The sequence below is a fragment of the Clostridium sp. MSJ-8 genome (assembly GCF_018918325.1).
GTDB lineage: Bacteria > Bacillota > Clostridia > Clostridiales > Clostridiaceae > Clostridium.
Window position 1 is genome coordinate 1 of record NZ_JAHLQH010000028.1, and the last position, 18,513, is coordinate 18,513.

Genomic DNA, 18,513 nt, shown 5'->3' on the forward strand with positions numbered 1-18,513 from the left:
CCTACTATTTTTTTATTTATTTGTTTTTCTGACTTTAAACCTAAAAAATGATTAAGTTGCTCTTGAGAATAATATCTTGTTCCACCTTGTGTTACATGAGATGGCTTTAATATATTTTTCTTATCCCAATTCCTAAGAGTTTGAATAGTCTTTCCTATTCTGTTTGCAAATTCTCCTATTGAGTAATATTTCACAACTTATCACCTCAATAAGATTATATCATAAATAGAAATATATTTTTACAGATTTTTATAGATTATTTTTAACTGTTAAAAACCTCCAAAATCAAATTCTACTAATTATACCATATTCATAATATTCTCAACAACCCTCGTCATATAAAATAAGCGATAAAGATTAAAACATAACTGTTAAAAAATATAAATAATTATCCACGTTATACATAGAAAAAAGAGAATAGTATTAATTAACACTACTCTCTATTATCTCCTTTTTGTACTTATAAGTATTAATATTAATGATAAATTCTTTAACTACGATTCTATTACTAGCTTTAGCTTACTTTATTCTTTAATCTTAATTTATCAGCAATAATTGCTATAAATTCTGAATTAGTAGGTTTTCCTTTTTCACCATGAACTGTATAACCAAATATTCTATTTATAGCATCTATTTGTCCTCTGCTCCAAGCTACTTCTATAGCATGTCTTATTGCTCTTTCAACTCTTGATGCTGTTGTATTATACTTCTTAGCTATTGATGGGTATAATTCCTTTGTTACTGCTGAAAGTAATTCCATATCATTAACTACCATTGTAATAGCTTCTCTTAAGTACATATATCCTTTAATATGAGCTGGTACACCTATCTCATGAATAATACTTGTTATCTCTGTTTCTAAATCCATAGGTTCCTTACTAGTTGCTGCTGCTTCTCTTTGAACTAATGGAACTTGATTCATTCTCTTCTCAGATTCTACTACATTATTATTTACAACTACATTTGTACTAAACATTTCTCTTATTCTCTTTGTGAATATATCCATATCAAAAGGCTTTACTACATAGTAATCAGCACCTAATGTAATTGCTTGTTGAGTTATCTTGTCTTGACCTACTGCTGATAAAACTATTACCCTTGGAGTCTTAGGTAAATCCATATTGTTTAATCTCTCAAGAACACCTAAACCATCTAAATGTGGCATAATTATGTCTAGAACTACTAAATCTGGTTGTTGGCTCTCTATTAATTCAAGAGCTTCTCTCCCATCTTTAGCTACCCCTGTTACTATAATGTCTTTTTGATTAAGTAAATAGTCATTTAAAATATTACAGAATTCTTTATTATCATCTGCAATTAAAACTGAAATTTTTGAGTTTTCCATGATTTATTACCCCTTTTCCCTTATTATAAATTAATCCTCATTTTCTATAAAAAATTTTTTTAATTAGCTTATTAAATTTTATAGTATATTATTATTATTTTGGTCATTAAATATCCTCTATTAGAATATTCTGTTTTAAAAGCTCTTCCACTATTTGTAAATTATACACCATTTTTAAAATTAAGTAAAGGGTTTTTGTTAAAATATTTAATCTTTTTACATTTATTGTTAATATACCATTTATTGTGATTTTTTATGTTCTTTTTTATAATCATCTATTCAATAACACCTGCATCTTTAAGCATCCAATCTATATATATACCATAACCTACATCAGGTTTATTAATTAAAACATGTGTAACTGCTCCTACTAATTTCCCATTTTGAATAATAGGACTACCACTCATTCCTTGAACAATTCCTCCTGTTCTCTCTAGTAATTCCTTATCTGTAACTCTTATTATCATGCTTTTAGCACTAGGTTTATCTTGATCATATAGTTTCATAATCTCTATATCATATTCTTTAGGACCTTCATTATCTATAGTTGCTATAATAGATGCTTTACCTAATTTTATTTCATTTCTAAAGCCAACTTTAATTCTTCTTATGTTATCTGATAAATCTATTGTATCATACACACTACCAAATATGCCACAATTAGTATTTTTATTTATAGTTCCTATTGGTTTGTTAGAATCTATAAACATTCCTTTCAATTCACCTGGAGAACCTTTTTCTCCTTTTTTAATGCTTATAATAGATGCATCTAAAAGTTTTCCATCCTTAATATTAAAAGCTTTGTTAGTATCTACATCTGTTACAGGATGGCCTAATGCTCCAAATCTATGAGTTCCTTCATGATAAAAAGTAAGTGTTCCAACACCTGCTGTTGAATCTCTAACCCACAATCCTATCTTATATTTATTATCCTCTTCCTCTACTAAGGATATTTTCTTATTAATTGTATTATTTTCTCTTTTTACTTCCACATTAATAGTATTGTTATTATTATCTTCTAAATAATCTATTAATGTTTTACAATCTTTTATCTCTATGTTATCAACCTTAGTTATTATATCCCCTATTTCAACACCAGCTTCTTTAGCTGGGCTTTGAAGTATCTCTTCATTTTTATACACTTCCGAGAACCCAACAACTAATACTCCTTCTGAAGATAACTTAACACCTATACAATTACCTCCTAAAACAACGTCTATATCTTTATCCGGAGATACTGATGTTGTTATAGATGACATATTAGTTGAATTATCCTTTTCACTGTCTATTTTAGGATATGTTTCTACATCCGAATATACAGTGGAACCTTTACTAGTATACATATCCTCAACAATATCTGCTGCATCTTTATTCATAGTAACTATTACCAGAATCAAAATTGAGACAACAATAAAGCCTATTAAATTTTTAAATGGTTTCCTCATGATATCTCCTCCTTTGCTTCTGTTTATAAGTTGCCCACATTACATTACTAATATGCTATATTAAGTTTTCTAACACTACCTAATGTTATATCTAATAGGAAGTTATATCATTTTATAATCAAGTATCAATAATATAGTGAAGTTATTCCATATACAATACTGTTCTTATTTACAATGAAACAAAAAAATAAAACCACCTATTCTCAGTGATTTTATTTTTCCCCTATTTCATAAATCTTATGTAGTTTTATTTGATTTTATCTCATTTTTTTTATTTTCTGAAAATCTAAGCATCTCTCTTACATTTTGTAATGTTGCATCTGTTACTTTATCTCCACCAACCATAGATGCTACTTGTTTAATTTTCTCTTCTATAGATAACAATTCAACTTTTGTATAAGTTTTTCCATTTTTCACTTCTTTTGATACAAAATAATGATGATCTGATAATATTGCAATTTGAGGTAAATGAGTTATACACAACACTTGTCTTCCAATGGAAACTTGGTACATCTTCTCTCCTACTCTCTGACCTACTTGACCACTTATTCCTGTATCTATTTCGTCAAATATAAGAGTTCCTATTTCTTCTTTGTCAGCAAATACACATTTTAATGCAAGCATTATTCTAGATAATTCACCACCAGATAAAACCTTCTCTAGAGACTTAAGTGGTTCTCCAGTATTAGTAGATATCATAAAGCACACATCATCAAATCCTCTATCATTATAATCTTCTTGAAGTTCTATAGCAATCTTCATTGAAGACTTTTCTAAACCAACATAGGATAATTCCTTAAGTATTCTCTGTTCTAGAGCCTCACTATATTTAACTCTTATATCGTGTAACTTCTTACCTACAGCCTTCATCTTATCTAAAATCTTCTGTTCTTCTTCCTTAAGCTCTTTTAGAATCTCTTCTGCATTAATAAGATCATTATATTTATTCTTTAGTTCTTCATAATATTCTAAAACTTCTTCTATAGTCTTGCCATATTTCTTCTTATATGTATTAATAACATATATTCTCTCGTTTATTTTCTCCAATCTATCTTCATCATATACTATCTCTTCACTTAAATCTCTAATATCTCTTGATATTTCTTCTAAATTATAATAAGCTTCGGATATAGCACTATTTTTCTCTTTTATTATGTCATAATGATTTTCTATAGATGTTAACTCTGATATGACTTTTGCTAAAGACTCTATTATAGAATTACCATCTTCTCTTCCATTTAACAGCTCATAACTCATATTTAATGAATTATTTATTTTTTCAGCATTCGATAATATATCGAATTCTTCCTTTAATTCTTCTTCTTCATTTATTTTAAGCTTCGCCTTTTCAATATCTTCTATTTGAAACTTAGTGTATTCTATTAATTTTTGATTATTCTCATTTCCATTTATCTTAGATATTCTATTTCTTACCTCTATTAATTCCTCTTTAAATTGTGTGAATTCTTCTAAAGGTTTAGTTATTTCTGCACCTATAAAATTATCTAAATAAGTTATATGTACGTTTCTTTGTAGTAAACTTATATTCTGATGTTGTCCATGTATATCTAATATCTTTTCTCTTATTTTTCTTAATTGTGAAACTATTAAACTTTTACCATTTACCTTTATAACACTTCTACCACTTAAAGTAGATTCTCTAGATATTATCAAGTTATCATCATAATCTATTTCAAATTCATCTAATAACTCGTTTAAGTTATCATTATCTATTGAGAAAATAGCTTCAACATAAGTCTTATCTTCTCCTGTTCTAATTAAATCTTTTGAAAACTTACCGCCTAATACATAATCAATAGCATCTATAAGTATTGATTTTCCAGCACCAGTTTCACCACTTAATATGTTAAAGCCTTCTTGAAATTCCATAGATATATCTTCTATTAATGCAAAATTTCGTATATTTAATTGAATTAACATAAAATTTTTACTCCTTATAATATTAATTTTTCTATCTCTATTACAAGTTTTTCTGCTGCTTCAATACTTCTCACCATTATAAATATTGTATTTTCTCCAGCTATTGTTCCAGCAATATCATCGAAATTAAAACTATCTATGGCTTCTGCAACAGGTGCTGCCCCTGCTGAAACAGTTTTAACAATTACCATTTTATCTATATTTTCAACTGAAACAGTTAAATTCGCTAGTACAGTTTTTAATTTTTCACTTATATCTATATCTGTTCCCTTAGGGGCTTCATATCTATAAGTACCATTCTCACCTTGCACTTTTATAAGCCTTAAATTCTTTATATCTCTTGATACTGTTGCTTGTGTAACATCAAAACCTGCTTTTTTTAATTCTTCAGCTAAATCTTCTTGAGTATTTATTGTTTTAGAACTAATTATCTCTAATATCTTATTGTGTCTTTTTGATTTCACTTTCTTCACACTCTCATTCTTTAGAATTATTTAATATTTTTGACCTTAATACATTAAAATAGTCATAATCATTAAATAAAAGTACCCCAATATGTTTTTTAGCTTTGGTTATAGTTATTATCTCTTCGCCCATAACCTTACTTGCTTTCTGTCCATCTATTGTTAAGTACATTTCTCCCATTCCATTTCTTGGGACAATCTCTATTATGCTAGAGCCTCCAACAACTATAGTTTGCATACTCTTATTATGCGGACATATAGGTGTAAGAGTTATAAGATCAAGGTTAGGATATATAAAAGGTCCTCCTGCTGAAAAACTATATGCTGTTGAACCTGTAGGAGTTGCCACTATAATTCCATCTCCCTTAAATACAGTATATAACTTTTTATCAATATATACTTCACATTCAATCATTCTTGATAACGTTCCTCTAGATAATACTACATCATTTAATGCATTTTCACTTACATCACTAGTAGTACAATTAAGCACCATTCTTCTATCTATAGTATATTCTTGATTTTTTATCTTCTCAATAGCTGAATCTATATTTGATATTTCAACGCTACTTAAGAACCCCAAATTACCTATATTAATTCCAAAAAGAGGAATGCTACTTTCTTTACTTATTTCTCTAGCCACACTAAGTAATGTCCCGTCACCACCTAGAACAATAAGTAGTTCTATATCTTTCGCTAATTGTATAGATTGTGCATCATAAGAATTAAAAACGACTATATCTTCTAGCTCAAAGTTATCTCTAAATTTTTGTTTTACTTCTTCTAATATTTCATTTTCCCTATCTTTAGATGGGTTAATAGCAATTCCTATCTTCTTCATAGCATTTATCCCCTATTATATTTCATTATGTGATGCTTCAACTACATTTTCTACCATATCTCTATTAAAATCACTATGTTTTTCTTGATCTTTTGTAAAGTATACTAAATATTCTATGTTACCTTCTGGTCCTTTTATTGGCGAATAACTTAACCCTAATACATTTAAATTATTCTCAGTTAGATAATCAACTATTCCATAAACTACTTCTTTATGAACATTTATATCTCTAACTACACCTTTTTTCCCTACTTTTTCTCTACCTGCTTCAAATTGAGGTTTAATAAGTGCTACAACCTCTCCTTTACTCTTAAGTAAATTAACTGTTGCAGGCATAATTGTTTTTAATGATATAAAAGATACATCTATTGATGCAAAATCTAAAGGTTCCCCTATATCTTCTAGTGTAACATATCTAATATTAGTTCTCTCCATACATACAACTCTATCATCAGTTCTTAACTTCCATGCAAACTGTCCATATCCTACATCAACTGAGAATACTTTTTTTGCACCATTTTGAAGCATGCAATCCGTAAAACCACCTGTTGATGCGCCTATATCCATACATACCTTATCCTTAAGTACAATAGGAAATTCTTTCATTGCCTTCTCTAACTTAAGTCCACCTCTACTAACATATTTTAATGCTTTCCCTTTAAACTCAATGTTAGCAGTAACAGGTATCTTCTCTCCTGCCTTATCTACTCTCTGTCCATCTACAAATATTTCACCAGCCATTATACTAGCCTTAGCTTTTTCTCTAGATGGTATTATTCCTCTTTCAACTAATAATATATCTAATCTTTCTTTTTTATCTGACATAATGCCTCCACCAAAAATCTATAACATCTGTTTTATTGTTCTGTATATTCCCTCATCATCTAATCCATACTCTCTATATAATTCATCAAGAGACCCTTGAGGTATAAACATATCATCATAAGCTAATATCTTCATCTTACCAGTATATCCTATATCATTTAGGGTATTTAAAACATAAGAGCCAAATCCACCTATCTTCTCGTTATCTTCAACTGTAATGATATTATAATTATTATCTGACAATTCTTTTAATATTTCAAGGTCTAATGGTTTTATAAATGTTGCATTAATCAATGTAATATCTATATTTTCTTCTTTTAGTTTCTTTATTGCCTTCGTGGCAAACTGTGTCATTTTTCCAACTGATATTACTGCAATATTTTTTCCTTTGTTAAGTATTTCCCATTTACCATATTTAATATCTTGTCTCGGCTCTAATGGTAATATATCTTGACCTTTAGGATATCTAATTGCTATTGGCATTTCAGCTTTTAATGCATATTCTAACAAAAGCTTTACTTCCTGTATACACTTTGGTGCAACTATTGTCATATTAGGCATTGAAGATAAATATGATATATCCATTATTCCTTGATGGGTTTCTCCATCATTACCTACTATTCCAGCTCTATCAATTGCAAAAATAACAGGAAGCTTCTGTATACATACATCATGTATAATCTGATCATAAGATCTCTGTAAAAAAGTTGAATATACTGCAAATACAGGTTTTATACCAGAAGCTGCCATACCTGCGCACATTGTAACAGCATGCTCTTCAGCTATTCCTACATCAAAAAATCTATCTGGATATTTCTCAGAATATTCTACAAGTCCTGTTCCACTTGGCATAGCTGCAGTTACCGCAACTATGCTTGAATCTTCCTTCGCTGCTTTAACCATGGCTGAGCCAAAAGCCTTTGAATATGTTTCTCCTACTTTTTTTATAACTTCTCCTGTATCTTTATTAAATGGAGCCACTCCATGAAACTTCTCTGGACTCTCCTCTGAGAACTCATATCCTTTTCCTTTTTTAGTGACAGTATGTATTATAACTGGTCCTGCTATTTTCTTGGCTGTATTAAACACTTCATTCATCTTCTCTATATCATGTCCATCAATTGGTCCTAAATATTTTATTCCCATATCTTCAAAAACCATTGATGGAACAACTAATTGCTTAATACTATCTTTTATTTTATTAATAGAATAGATTAATGACTTACCAAAATCTGAATTACCAAGAGAATTGTTTATATCAGCTTTAAGCTTATTATATGCAGGGTCCATACGTAGATTATTTAAATGTTTAGATAACCCACCTACATTATTACTAATAGACATTTGGTTATCATTTAATATAATAATAAGATTAGTCTTGCGAAATCCCACATCATTAAGTGCCTCAAGTGCTAATCCACCATTAAGTGCTCCATCTCCAATTACAGCTATTACATAATGCTCCTTCTTCTGTATATCTCTTGCTCTAGCCATACCTAAAGCTGCTGATATAGATGTACTACTATGCCCTGTATCAAAAGCATCATATATACTTTCACTTCTCTTTGGGAAACCGCTTAATCCATTTTTCTTTCTTAACTTGCAGAATTGATCCTTTCTACCTGTTAATATCTTATGAACATAACTCTGATGTCCTACATCATATATTATTTTATCTTCTTCAAGATCAAAGGTTTTAAATAAACTTATTGTAAGTTCTACCACCCCTAGGTTAGAAGCTAAATGTCCGCCATTTACGGATACACTATCTATAAGAAAACTTCGTATCTCTTTTGCTAGTTGTTCTAATTCTTGAATGTTTAATAATTTAATATCCTTAGGAAACTTCATTGTATCTAAGTAATTTGTCATTATTATCATTTCCTTTTTTAGTATTCTCTATCTAATAATCTAATTGTCATTTCTTTTAGATAGGTAGTATCTCTATCTATACTATCTAATATAGATATACATGATTCTGTTAATTCCTTGCACATTTCTTTACACTTATCAAGACCAAACATTGTTATAAAAGTTGTTTTATTGCCTTCTTCATCGTGATGTACATTTTTTCCTAACTTGCTAGCATCTCCTATTATATCTAGTATGTCATCTTGGATCTGAAAAGCAAGCCCAATCTTATCTCCATATTCAGATAACTTATCTATATCTTCTTCTGATGCTCCAGCTGATATTGCACCTGATATAATTGAAGCCTTAATAAGCGCACCAGTCTTCTTAGAATGCATATATCTAAGTTCTTCTTCTGTTACATTAGTTTTTTCTTCACAAAGTATATCTACCACTTGGCCACCAATCATTCCTTCACTACCTGCTGCTTCCGCTATAACCTTAGATGCTCTAAGAGCATTTTCACCATTAGCAATAGAATATCTAAACAACTCTTCCATAGCTTCATTAAGCAATGCGTCACCCGCTAATATAGCCATTGCCTCGCCAAAAACTTTATGATTAGTAGGTTTACCACGTCTTAAATCATCATTATCCATTGCAGGTAAATCATCATGAATAAGAGAATAAGTGTGAATCATCTCTATAGCTGCTGCCATCTTAACTACTTTCTTATAATCTTCTTTGTATAATTTATAAGTAAGAATTGCAAATATAGGTCTTATTCTCTTGCCACCAACATTTAAACTATAACTACTAGCTTCATATATTATTTTATTATAAGATCCTTTACCCTTATAATATTCTCTCAAATAGCCATCTATCTCTTCTTTTAACTTATCTATCATTATATCCTTTTATCTTGCTACATAAACATGTATACAAGAACTCCTTTCTAGTTATCTATATCCATATTCTAGTCTTCTGTTTCAGCTTCTACCTCTACTTCTTTATTACCCTTCACTATTGCTATTTTACCCTCTATAGTGCCTAATGTTTTATTTAGTTTGTTAACTAGTTTTACGCCTTGTTCATAAGCTTTTATAGATTCATCTAGATTAAGTTCATCTTCTTCAAGAGATCTTAGTGTTTCTTGAAGCTTATTCATCATATCTTCATAGCTTTCTTTTTTTGCCATAATTCTTCCTCCTAGTTATATTATAGCCTTATACATGAGGTGTAAACTCACCTTGTACTTTTCCATCTTTTAATGTTATAGTTATTTGCTTTGTATCTTTAAGTCTATCTTTTGTAGATATAACTCCTTCATTATCTTCTATTATAGCATATCCCTTTTGTAATAGATTAATAGGATTGTGTGCAACTAATAAACTATTCATACCTATTAATTGCTGTTTCTCTATGTCTATTTTTTTCTGCATAGATAATTGTAATCTCTTATATAATTCTTCAACCTCTCTATAAGAATTAACTACTTTAGTTATAGGTGAATTCAAGTTCAGTATTCTCATACAAGACTCAATTTTTTCCTTCTCAGAAGAAATTATATTTTCTATTATTTTATCTAATGATTTATTACAGTTATCAATATAATTACGTATATCACTTTCTAAAGGCACTGCAAACTCTGCTGCTTGAGATGGTGTAGCGGCTCTAATATCACTAACAAAATCAGCTATTGTATAATCTACCTCATGTCCTACTGCAGATATTATAGGTAACTTAGAATTGTATATAGCGATTGCTAATTCTTCTTCATTAAAGTTCCATAATTCTTCTATAGAACCACCACCTCGACCAATAATAATAAGGTCTACTGATTCTTTTTCATTAAAATATTCTATACCTTGTATTATTTCTTTATATGCGCCTTCTCCTTGCACTTTCGCTGGATATAAAACAATATCTACTAGTGAGCTTCTTTTCCTTGTAACATTTATAATATCATGAAAAACTGCTCCAGTTGCAGAAGTAACTACTCCTATTCTCTGAGGTATTCCTTGTATATTCTTTTTATGATCATCATCAAAATATCCTTGTTTATATAATTTATCCTTTAGTTTTTCATATTCAATATATAACTTACCAAGGCCTTCTTCTTCTATTTCATCACAATATAGTTGCACAGCACCACTTTGCGGATACATAGATATTCTTCCCTTAATGATAACACTCATACCTTCTTTTAACTTCATCTTAAGATTCATAGCATTGCTCTTAAACATAACACAACTTAATTTACCACTAGAATCTTTTATAGAAAAATATATGTGTCCACTATAATGATAAGTTAAATTAGAAATCTCTCCTTTTACAGAGAGATTGTTAAGGATAAAATCATTATCTAATATTCTTTTTAAGTAAGTATTAACTTCTGTTACTGTTAAAACTTTAATTTCCATACTTAGTCATTGCCTCACATGCATTTTTTATAAGTAATGTAGTTGTAAGTGCCCCTACTCCTCCTGGTACTGGTGTAACATAGCTTGCTTTATCTATTACTTTATCAAAGTCAACATCTCCTGTTATCTTTCCTTCAAAAGAAGATGTTCCAACATCTATAACTACTGCACCTTCCTTAACATAAGAAGCATCTAAAAATTTAGGTTTACCTATGGCAACTACTAATATATCTGCTTTACTACAAACTTCTTGTAAATTCTTAGTTCTAGAATGACAAATAGTTACTGTACAATTTTCTCTAAGTAAAAGCTGAGCAACTGGTTTACCAACTATATTACTTCTGCCTAAAACCACTGCATTCTTACCGCACAAATCAATATTTAAACTTTTAAGTAGAGTAATAACAGAATGTGGTGTACATGGTATAAATCCATCTTCTCCTAAATATAACTTTCCAACAGATATACTATTAAGACAATCTATATCCTTCTTAGGTGATATTCTATTAACTATTGTTTTTTCATCTATATGTTTAGGTAATGGTACTTGTAACATTATTCCATGAACATCATCATTATTATTAAGTTCATCTATTAAATTTAATAATTCCTCTTCAGTAGTTGATTCCTTAAGTATTATCTTCTTAAATAACAAACCTAAACTTGTAGCTACTTTTTCTTGACTGTTAAGATAATATATAGATCCTCCATCTTCACCTACTAATATAGATGCTATCTGAGGTCTTTTACCAGTTTTATTATAATTATCTTCTACAAAGGCTTTTATCTCTTCTTTTGTTTTTAATGCTATTTCTTTACCATTAATTATTTTCCCCATAAGTGCACCTCCTATTTTTGTTTTAGTATTTTATCTAAAACTCCATTTATAAATGATACTGATTTTTCATCTGAATATATTTTACAAATTTCTAAAGCTTCATTTAAAGCAACCTTTGCAGGAACATCATCTAAATTTTTTGCTTCAAATATTGCTAATCTTAATATGCATAAATTTACTTTAGATATTCTCTCTATCTTCCATTTTATAAGATTTGCACTTATTAATTCATCTATACTAGTTTTATTTGCATATACTCCTTCTAGTATATCTTGTATATATTTAATGTCTAGAATTTCTTTATTTCCTTCATAATTATCTAAATAATTTTCTAAAGCTTCTTGTGGATTATCTTTAGTTAACTCCATTGAAAATAAGATTTCCATTGCTTTTTGTCTTGATTCTTTTCTACTCACTGTACTTCCTCCAAAATTTTCTCCAAAATTATCATATTATAATTATACACTATTTCATTAAATAATAATCAACTTTATTAATTTTAACACATGAAGAAACACTATTCTAGTAATTTATATAATTTCCTAAAGAGTAAAAAAAAATGTACCCAAGTCGAAACCTAGGCACATTATACTTTAATCTCTATTGGCTAATTTTGACAAAACCAAATTTATTTCAGATTGTTTCTCCGTTGTCATTTTCATAATATCGTTCATATCACTTATTGTTTGTTGAATTTTTTTATTTTTTATTTCTAGCACTTTTGATACTTCTGATATATAGCCAATTTTATTTAATAATTCTTTTTGATCTTTTATATTTGTTGTAGCAACTTCATTACTTTTTTCAGATAATTTATTAACTTCTCCAGCAACAATAGAAAATCCTCTTCCATGCTCTCCTGCACTAGCTGCCTCAATTGATGCATTTAAAGATAGAAGATTAGTTTGATTAGATATAGCAACTATTTCTTCTCCTGACACCATAAATTTCTCCACTCTCTTTTTCATATCTCCAACTTTAACATTTAAATCATCAGCTATCTCTAACATGTTATTAACATCTTCTGTTATACTTGACATACCATTAACATTATCTTTCATTCCAATTGTAACTTCATTTAATGCTTTAGTTATTTCTGCAATACTATCTACTAAAACCTTGCTAGACTTCTCTTTTTCATCATTTAATACATTTATTTTATTTAAAGTTTCTTCTACTTCTTTATTTTTATTTTGTAATTCATTCAACTTGTTTTTTACTACAGCCTTATTATAATCTATACAATTTTCTTTTACGTTAACACCATTATATATAGCTTCTACCATATCATTACAACTTTTATATCCACATGCATAACAATTTATATTTCTACTTTTAGCAGTCTTTTTAAGCATATCTATATATATTTTTTCTTCTTCATCTTTAGATGGAAATTTAATTTTCTTTGTAGATTTATCTTTATAAATCCTTTTAAAATCTTCTAACTTAAGCTTTTTATCCAATTTATTCATTGTCTTTACAATAATTTTTTTATTTTTTTTGCTCTTTTCAGAATTAAGTTTTAAATCTATATCATCTATATCAATGCTTTTCTTATCAACTCCTGTTCCAATATTGCATCCATGATCGCAGTTTAATGCATCAATCAAAGTTGGAACTTTCTTTTGTGTATTAATTCTTCTTTTAAATTCATCAAAATATTTATATACTAAGTCATGCCCTTCTACTTGCCTTATCCATACATTTTCATCTAATAATTGAACATTTTCTCTAAGTCCACCTGGTCTAGGAAATAAGAACCCAAAAGCACTATTATCTTCAAAGTCTACTTCATTATAAGAATTAATATCTATGTTGTGTTCTTTCATATATTCCATTAATTTTTCTAAAGTAATATTATAGCTTATCATATTTCCGGTATCTTTAAACTCATCTTTTTTTGCAATACATGGAGATAAAAAAGCTAACTCTTCCTTTACTTTAGCATATTTTTTATAAAATATTGCTGAACACATTACTGGGCTTTGTATAGGAATTAAATTATCAATTAATTCAGGTCTACACTTCTCTATATAATTTACAACAGCTGGACACGGTTGAGATATATAGGATTTACCAGTATTATCCTTCATATATTTCATATAAGCCCAAACTGTAATATCTGCGCCAAAAGATACATCATAAAATTTTTGTACTCCTAAGCTTTTAAAAAAGCCAAATAAATTTTTATAATTACCAAAATGCACCTTTATTGCTGGTGCAACTAACATGGATATATTTTTATTTTGTTTTAAATCTTCTATAAAAACTTCAATATCGTCAGTGTAATTACGTGCGTCATGACCGCATTCTTCTATACACTTTCCACAATGAATACATAATTCTTGATTAATTGTAACTTTTGTCTCTCCTTGCTCATTTATGTAAACCTTATTAGCTCCTAAAACAGGACATGCCCTAACACAATGATTGCATCCTGAACACTTTTCTTCATCAACTTTTATTACTTGCATATCAACCATATAAACTCACCTTTTCTAAATAACTTCACCTTTTAACCATATATACTTATTAAGTACACTTCTTAAATATCGTCTTATCATTTTACTTTCTTTATATTTTTTTCTAAATTTTGTATGGTGATAGAAACAAAAAGGCCTTTATCGTATTTTAATGAAAATTTAAAATTAAAAGCACTCTTTTACTACTAATAATAAAAGAGTGCTTTTCTAAAGGATTATTAATTATACTTCTACTTTTTCTTGTTCTTTCTTTTGTAAATATATGTCTTGAACTAATACATTCACCGAATCAACTACTAACCCAGTCATAGCTTCTACTGTTTTCTTAACATTATCTTGAACTTGTGCTACAACATCCATTATCTTTATTCCATATTCTACTGACAATGTAATATCTATAAAAGCTCTTTCTCCCTCTAGTGAAACCTTAACTGCTTTACCTGAAGTTTTCTTGCCTTTTATTATCTTAGATATATTATTAGATACTCCTCCTTGGAATCCTATAACTCCTGGTATTTCTTCTGCTGCAATACTTGCTATAACGCTTACAACTTCATCTGATATCTTAACTACTCCAATATTTTCTTCAACATTATTCATATCCATATGTTCACTCGTTACCATAAAAAAATATAAGTAACAATTCTCCTTCCTTTTTTAATTATCTTATAAATAATTCATGGAAAATATTAAACTCCATCATTTAATTAATTATATCAAAAGGATTTTTATATTACAATGTATTATTTAATATACTGTATAGTTACATCTTTAATTCCTGAAGAGTTTTCTACTATTTCTTGTATAATTGCACTTTCAGTTTCATCAATATTTTCAGCCTTTATTGTTATATCAACCTTCTTATCATCTTGTGAAATCATACATATAGAATATTCATATCCCTTATTCTTAAGTGCTGATTCTATTGTTCGTTCTGTATCAACTCTTAATGTTAACTTCTGAAGCTCAGCAGCAGCTGCTGCTTTAGAAGTTTCATCAATATTAGGATTATCTAATTGATTATTTATTTCTTGAGTTGTTTGAGCTATTCTCTCATCTCTTTCACTTATAGCTTCATATATAAAATCAGATGCTGCTATAGTTTCTGTATCACCTTTTTCTTCTTCCTTATCTTTATTGCCTTGTAGATCTTGTTCAGATAAAACTGATGCTAAATCTTCATCAGCATTAAGTCCTGACTTGTTTAATTTACCGGCTAATAGAGCTGTACACACTATAAGAGCTAATAATGTAAAAATTATACCTATTTGCTTTTTTGTCATTTATATGACCTCCATTACATTTCTAATTTATTTTATGCTTCTATTTCATTGGATATACATTAACCTTATTTATAGGCAAATTATAAATATTACATATTATTTTTTCTATATCTTGTTTTATTTTTTTATCTGAAGCTCCTTCTGCAACTACTGCTATACCTATAATATTAGGTTTGTTTGTCTTTAATATATATGGCTCATCATCTGATTTAACTATGCTTGTACTTTCATTTGTTTGTTCATTCACTCTAGTTCCTCCACCATTATCCTCTTCTTCAGTAGTTGATGTTTGAGTTGTACTCTCATAAGCTGGTACCTTTACTTCATCACTTTCAAAATTTATCTTTACAGCAACTTTCCCTACGCCTTCCATTTTCTCTAATATACTAACTAATTCTTTTGTTTCCCTTTCCTCATAGTCTGATAAATTATTAGTAACTTCTTCGGCATTATTAAATATCTTTTTCTCCTTATCATTATTTTCAGGTTTTAATACACTAACTACAATCAAGAAAAACACTATTACTAAAAGTACTATAAGTACTTTGTTTATTTTTTTATCAGATAATAATTTTAATAGCTCTTTTTTTATTTTATCCTTGTCCATATTTACAATCCTCCTAAGAATAAATTGCTATTATTTTATCTTTATTTATTTCTAATTCTTCTGCTAGATAATTTTTAATTTCACTTTGAAATTCGTCATCTTCTACATTATCTTCAAAATCTACCTTTTGAATCTTTTTCACATTATTATTAAAAATATATATATTAATTCTATTTATAGAAATAGTCATTTCATTTAAATCTACATCTCCATCTACCTTACAATCAAAATCATTATCTTTATATTTTTCTTTTAATAAATCTATCAAATTATTGTTTAAGTTATTTAAAATTGTTTTTCTTCTAACTTCTGATTCGTTTGTTTGGTTCATAACACTTCCACCTTCATCAAATAATTCAGCCTTATATGCTTCTATGCTTTTAGCTATAATTTTTTCTCCCCCAGTTAGAAAAGTAACTATTGGTGATAATATAGAAGATATTAAAATCAATCCTAAAACCAACTTAATGTACTTCTTCATGCTACCTTCAGGTGAAACCAGCATTATAGAAGTTATAAATACTAGTGTAGCTACTAACGTAATAATATATTTATTAATTGACTCCATATCTATTCTCCTATATACCTACTATATACTTTCCTGCTGATGCCATAATAGCTAACAATATAAAAAACATTAAACTAACACTCATTATGCAAGAAAGAATTATTGTCATTGCTTCCCCTGATGCTTGTATAGAACTAGTTATTCTCTTATCACTAACAGGCTCTAATATTGCTGAACTTAATTTGTATATAAATGATGTTAAAACTATCTTTATAAGTGGATATACTATCATTATAATTATTACAATAAGCCCTATAGAACTTATTGCATTTTTTATTATTAATGAATATGCAGCTACCGAAGCTATTGCATCCGAAAATGATTTACCAACTATAGGAATAAAATTATCAATAGCAAATTTAGTAGTTTTTAACGTTACTGCATCAATTGTACTTCCTGTAATTCCTCTTATTGTTAATATCCCTATGAATATAGTTAAAATTATCCCTTGCATCCACATAGTACCTTGTTTAACTAGTTTACATAATCCATCTATCTTGTGTTCATTTGATAAATTATTGGCAAATTGCATAGCAAAAAAAATAAGGACTAAAGGAATTATTATGCTCTTATATATCTTAGGTACAATCATAACAACCGCTAACAATATAGGATCTATAGTAGTTGCTTCTACAACTCCTCCAGATAACGTTATCATAGATACCAATATAGGTAATATTGCAGCCATAAAATCAGATATATTAGTTATTACTTCTTTTGCAATTGATATGGATATAAGAAAACTTTTTGATAATATCATTATAAGTATGATATAACAAGAGTAAAAAGCTACGTCTGAAATTCCTTTAGAATTAAACGAATCATGCAAGCTTTTTATTAATGTGCCCATAATACCTATAGTAACTATTATCACTGCTAATTTAAGTACACTTTTTACTTCTTTAAACACTAGGCTAATTATAGCATCAAACATTTTATCAAAAGATATATTACCTTTTCCATCCTTTATGTATGATTCTACATACTCTTTAGGATTTAATTCATTCATAAGTTCAACATCTAATTTAAGTCCATCTATATAATTATATAAACCCTCCATAGATTCTTTGTTATCTTCTAATATCTCCTGCAATTCTGATATTTTATTTTGTTCATCTTCTGTTTCATCAGCAATAGTTTTAATACCACTTGTAAATGTTACAATCATTACAATAAAAATAATTATTTTGAATATTATTTTTTTCATATCATTCTCCTACAGAATTTGAATAATAGTATCTAAAACTGCCCTCAATATAGGTAATGATAAAATTAATATAAATATTTTGCCAACTAATTCTACTTTAGATGCTAATGAACCAGCCCCTGCATCTTTACATATCTCACTACAAAAAGATGATATATAAGCTATCCCCAATATCTTTATTACAAGCTCTAAATAAACAATATTTATCCCAGCTGTTTCTGACAATTCTTGAAGAAAACTAATAATACCTTTAAGTTCAGAAAATGCAAAAATAAATATACTTATCCCTGATACTAACAGAATAAGAACAACCAAATCTGACCTTTTGTCTTTAAATAGCAAAACCATAAATAGACTTATCAAAGCAAATGCTATTATCTTTAAAAACATTT

20 protein-coding genes are annotated in these 18,513 nt (G+C 28.3%); all 20 read right to left on the reverse strand.

Features of this window, described 5'->3' with window-relative positions:
- Nucleotides 1-194 (reverse strand): MerR family transcriptional regulator (locus tag KQI77_RS04980; protein WP_216389032.1); only part of this gene is annotated, 194 nt, incomplete at its 3' end.
- 320 nt (nt 195-514) lie between these two features.
- Entirely contained in the window at nt 515-1,345 is an 831-nt protein-coding gene (spo0A, locus tag KQI77_RS04985; protein WP_216389034.1) for a sporulation transcription factor Spo0A, read from the reverse strand.
- A gap of 275 nt (nt 1,346-1,620) precedes the next feature.
- The gene (spoIVB, locus tag KQI77_RS04990) at nt 1,621-2,790 is read right to left on the reverse strand and encodes a SpoIVB peptidase (RefSeq protein WP_216389035.1); all 1,170 of its coding nucleotides are present in this window, start codon (nt 2,788-2,790) and stop codon (nt 1,621-1,623) included.
- Nucleotides 2,791-3,027: 237 nt separating this feature from the next.
- On the reverse strand, nt 3,028-4,731 hold the full coding sequence (recN, locus tag KQI77_RS04995) for a DNA repair protein RecN (RefSeq protein WP_216389037.1): 1,704 nt from the start codon (nt 4,729-4,731) through the stop codon (nt 3,028-3,030).
- A 14-nt stretch (nt 4,732-4,745) separates the two neighbouring features.
- Nucleotides 4,746-5,195, reverse strand: coding sequence for an arginine repressor (locus KQI77_RS05000; RefSeq protein WP_216389039.1), 450 nt, complete (start codon nt 5,193-5,195; stop codon nt 4,746-4,748).
- 13 nt (nt 5,196-5,208) lie between these two features.
- On the reverse strand, nt 5,209-6,036 hold the full coding sequence (locus tag KQI77_RS05005; RefSeq protein ID WP_216389041.1) for an NAD(+)/NADH kinase: 828 nt from the start codon (nt 6,034-6,036) through the stop codon (nt 5,209-5,211).
- A gap of 15 nt (nt 6,037-6,051) precedes the next feature.
- The gene (locus KQI77_RS05010) at nt 6,052-6,861 is read right to left on the reverse strand and encodes a TlyA family RNA methyltransferase (protein ID WP_216389043.1); all 810 of its coding nucleotides are present in this window, start codon (nt 6,859-6,861) and stop codon (nt 6,052-6,054) included.
- Nucleotides 6,862-6,879: 18 nt separating this feature from the next.
- Entirely contained in the window at nt 6,880-8,733 is a 1,854-nt protein-coding gene (dxs, locus tag KQI77_RS05015; protein ID WP_216389045.1) for a 1-deoxy-D-xylulose-5-phosphate synthase, read from the reverse strand.
- A gap of 17 nt (nt 8,734-8,750) precedes the next feature.
- Nucleotides 8,751-9,617: a polyprenyl synthetase family protein gene (locus KQI77_RS05020; protein ID WP_216389280.1), complete on the reverse strand. Its 867-nt coding sequence runs from the start codon at nt 9,615-9,617 to the stop codon at nt 8,751-8,753.
- Between the two features lie 71 nt (nt 9,618-9,688).
- Nucleotides 9,689-9,910, reverse strand: coding sequence for an exodeoxyribonuclease VII small subunit (xseB, locus tag KQI77_RS05025; RefSeq protein WP_216389047.1), 222 nt, complete (start codon nt 9,908-9,910; stop codon nt 9,689-9,691).
- 28 nt (nt 9,911-9,938) lie between these two features.
- Nucleotides 9,939-11,135, reverse strand: a complete 1,197-nt coding sequence (gene xseA / locus KQI77_RS05030; protein WP_216389049.1) for an exodeoxyribonuclease VII large subunit — start codon at nt 11,133-11,135, stop codon at nt 9,939-9,941.
- Nucleotides 11,125-11,973 carry a bifunctional methylenetetrahydrofolate dehydrogenase/methenyltetrahydrofolate cyclohydrolase gene (locus KQI77_RS05035; protein WP_216389051.1) on the reverse strand — a complete coding sequence of 283 codons (849 nt, stop codon included), beginning with the start codon at nt 11,971-11,973 and terminating at the stop codon, nt 11,125-11,127. The genes xseA and KQI77_RS05035 overlap by 11 nt, the downstream gene beginning before the upstream one ends.
- 11 nt (nt 11,974-11,984) lie before the next feature.
- Nucleotides 11,985-12,389, reverse strand: coding sequence for a transcription antitermination factor NusB (nusB, locus tag KQI77_RS05040; protein WP_216389053.1), 405 nt, complete (start codon nt 12,387-12,389; stop codon nt 11,985-11,987).
- A 177-nt stretch (nt 12,390-12,566) separates the two neighbouring features.
- A complete protein-coding gene (locus KQI77_RS05045; RefSeq protein WP_216389055.1) occupies nt 12,567-14,456 on the reverse strand; it encodes a [Fe-Fe] hydrogenase large subunit C-terminal domain-containing protein in 1,890 nt (629 codons plus the stop codon).
- Nucleotides 14,457-14,678: 222 nt separating this feature from the next.
- Nucleotides 14,679-15,062, reverse strand: a complete 384-nt coding sequence (locus KQI77_RS05050) for an Asp23/Gls24 family envelope stress response protein (RefSeq protein ID WP_216389057.1) — start codon at nt 15,060-15,062, stop codon at nt 14,679-14,681.
- Nucleotides 15,063-15,199: 137 nt separating this feature from the next.
- Nucleotides 15,200-15,739, reverse strand: coding sequence for a SpoIIIAH-like family protein (locus KQI77_RS05055; RefSeq protein WP_216389059.1), 540 nt, complete (start codon nt 15,737-15,739; stop codon nt 15,200-15,202).
- Nucleotides 15,740-15,779: 40 nt separating this feature from the next.
- On the reverse strand, nt 15,780-16,346 hold the full coding sequence (locus tag KQI77_RS05060; protein ID WP_216389061.1) for a stage III sporulation protein AG: 567 nt from the start codon (nt 16,344-16,346) through the stop codon (nt 15,780-15,782).
- A 13-nt stretch (nt 16,347-16,359) separates the two neighbouring features.
- On the reverse strand, nt 16,360-16,914 hold the full coding sequence (locus tag KQI77_RS05065; RefSeq protein ID WP_216389063.1) for a stage III sporulation protein AF: 555 nt from the start codon (nt 16,912-16,914) through the stop codon (nt 16,360-16,362).
- A gap of 10 nt (nt 16,915-16,924) precedes the next feature.
- Entirely contained in the window at nt 16,925-18,121 is a 1,197-nt protein-coding gene (spoIIIAE, locus tag KQI77_RS05070) for a stage III sporulation protein AE (RefSeq protein ID WP_216389065.1), read from the reverse strand.
- Nucleotides 18,122-18,130: 9 nt separating this feature from the next.
- Nucleotides 18,131-18,511 carry a stage III sporulation protein AD gene (gene spoIIIAD / locus KQI77_RS05075; RefSeq protein ID WP_216389067.1) on the reverse strand — a complete coding sequence of 127 codons (381 nt, stop codon included), beginning with the start codon at nt 18,509-18,511 and terminating at the stop codon, nt 18,131-18,133.
- Nucleotides 18,512-18,513 lie beyond the last annotated feature (2 nt).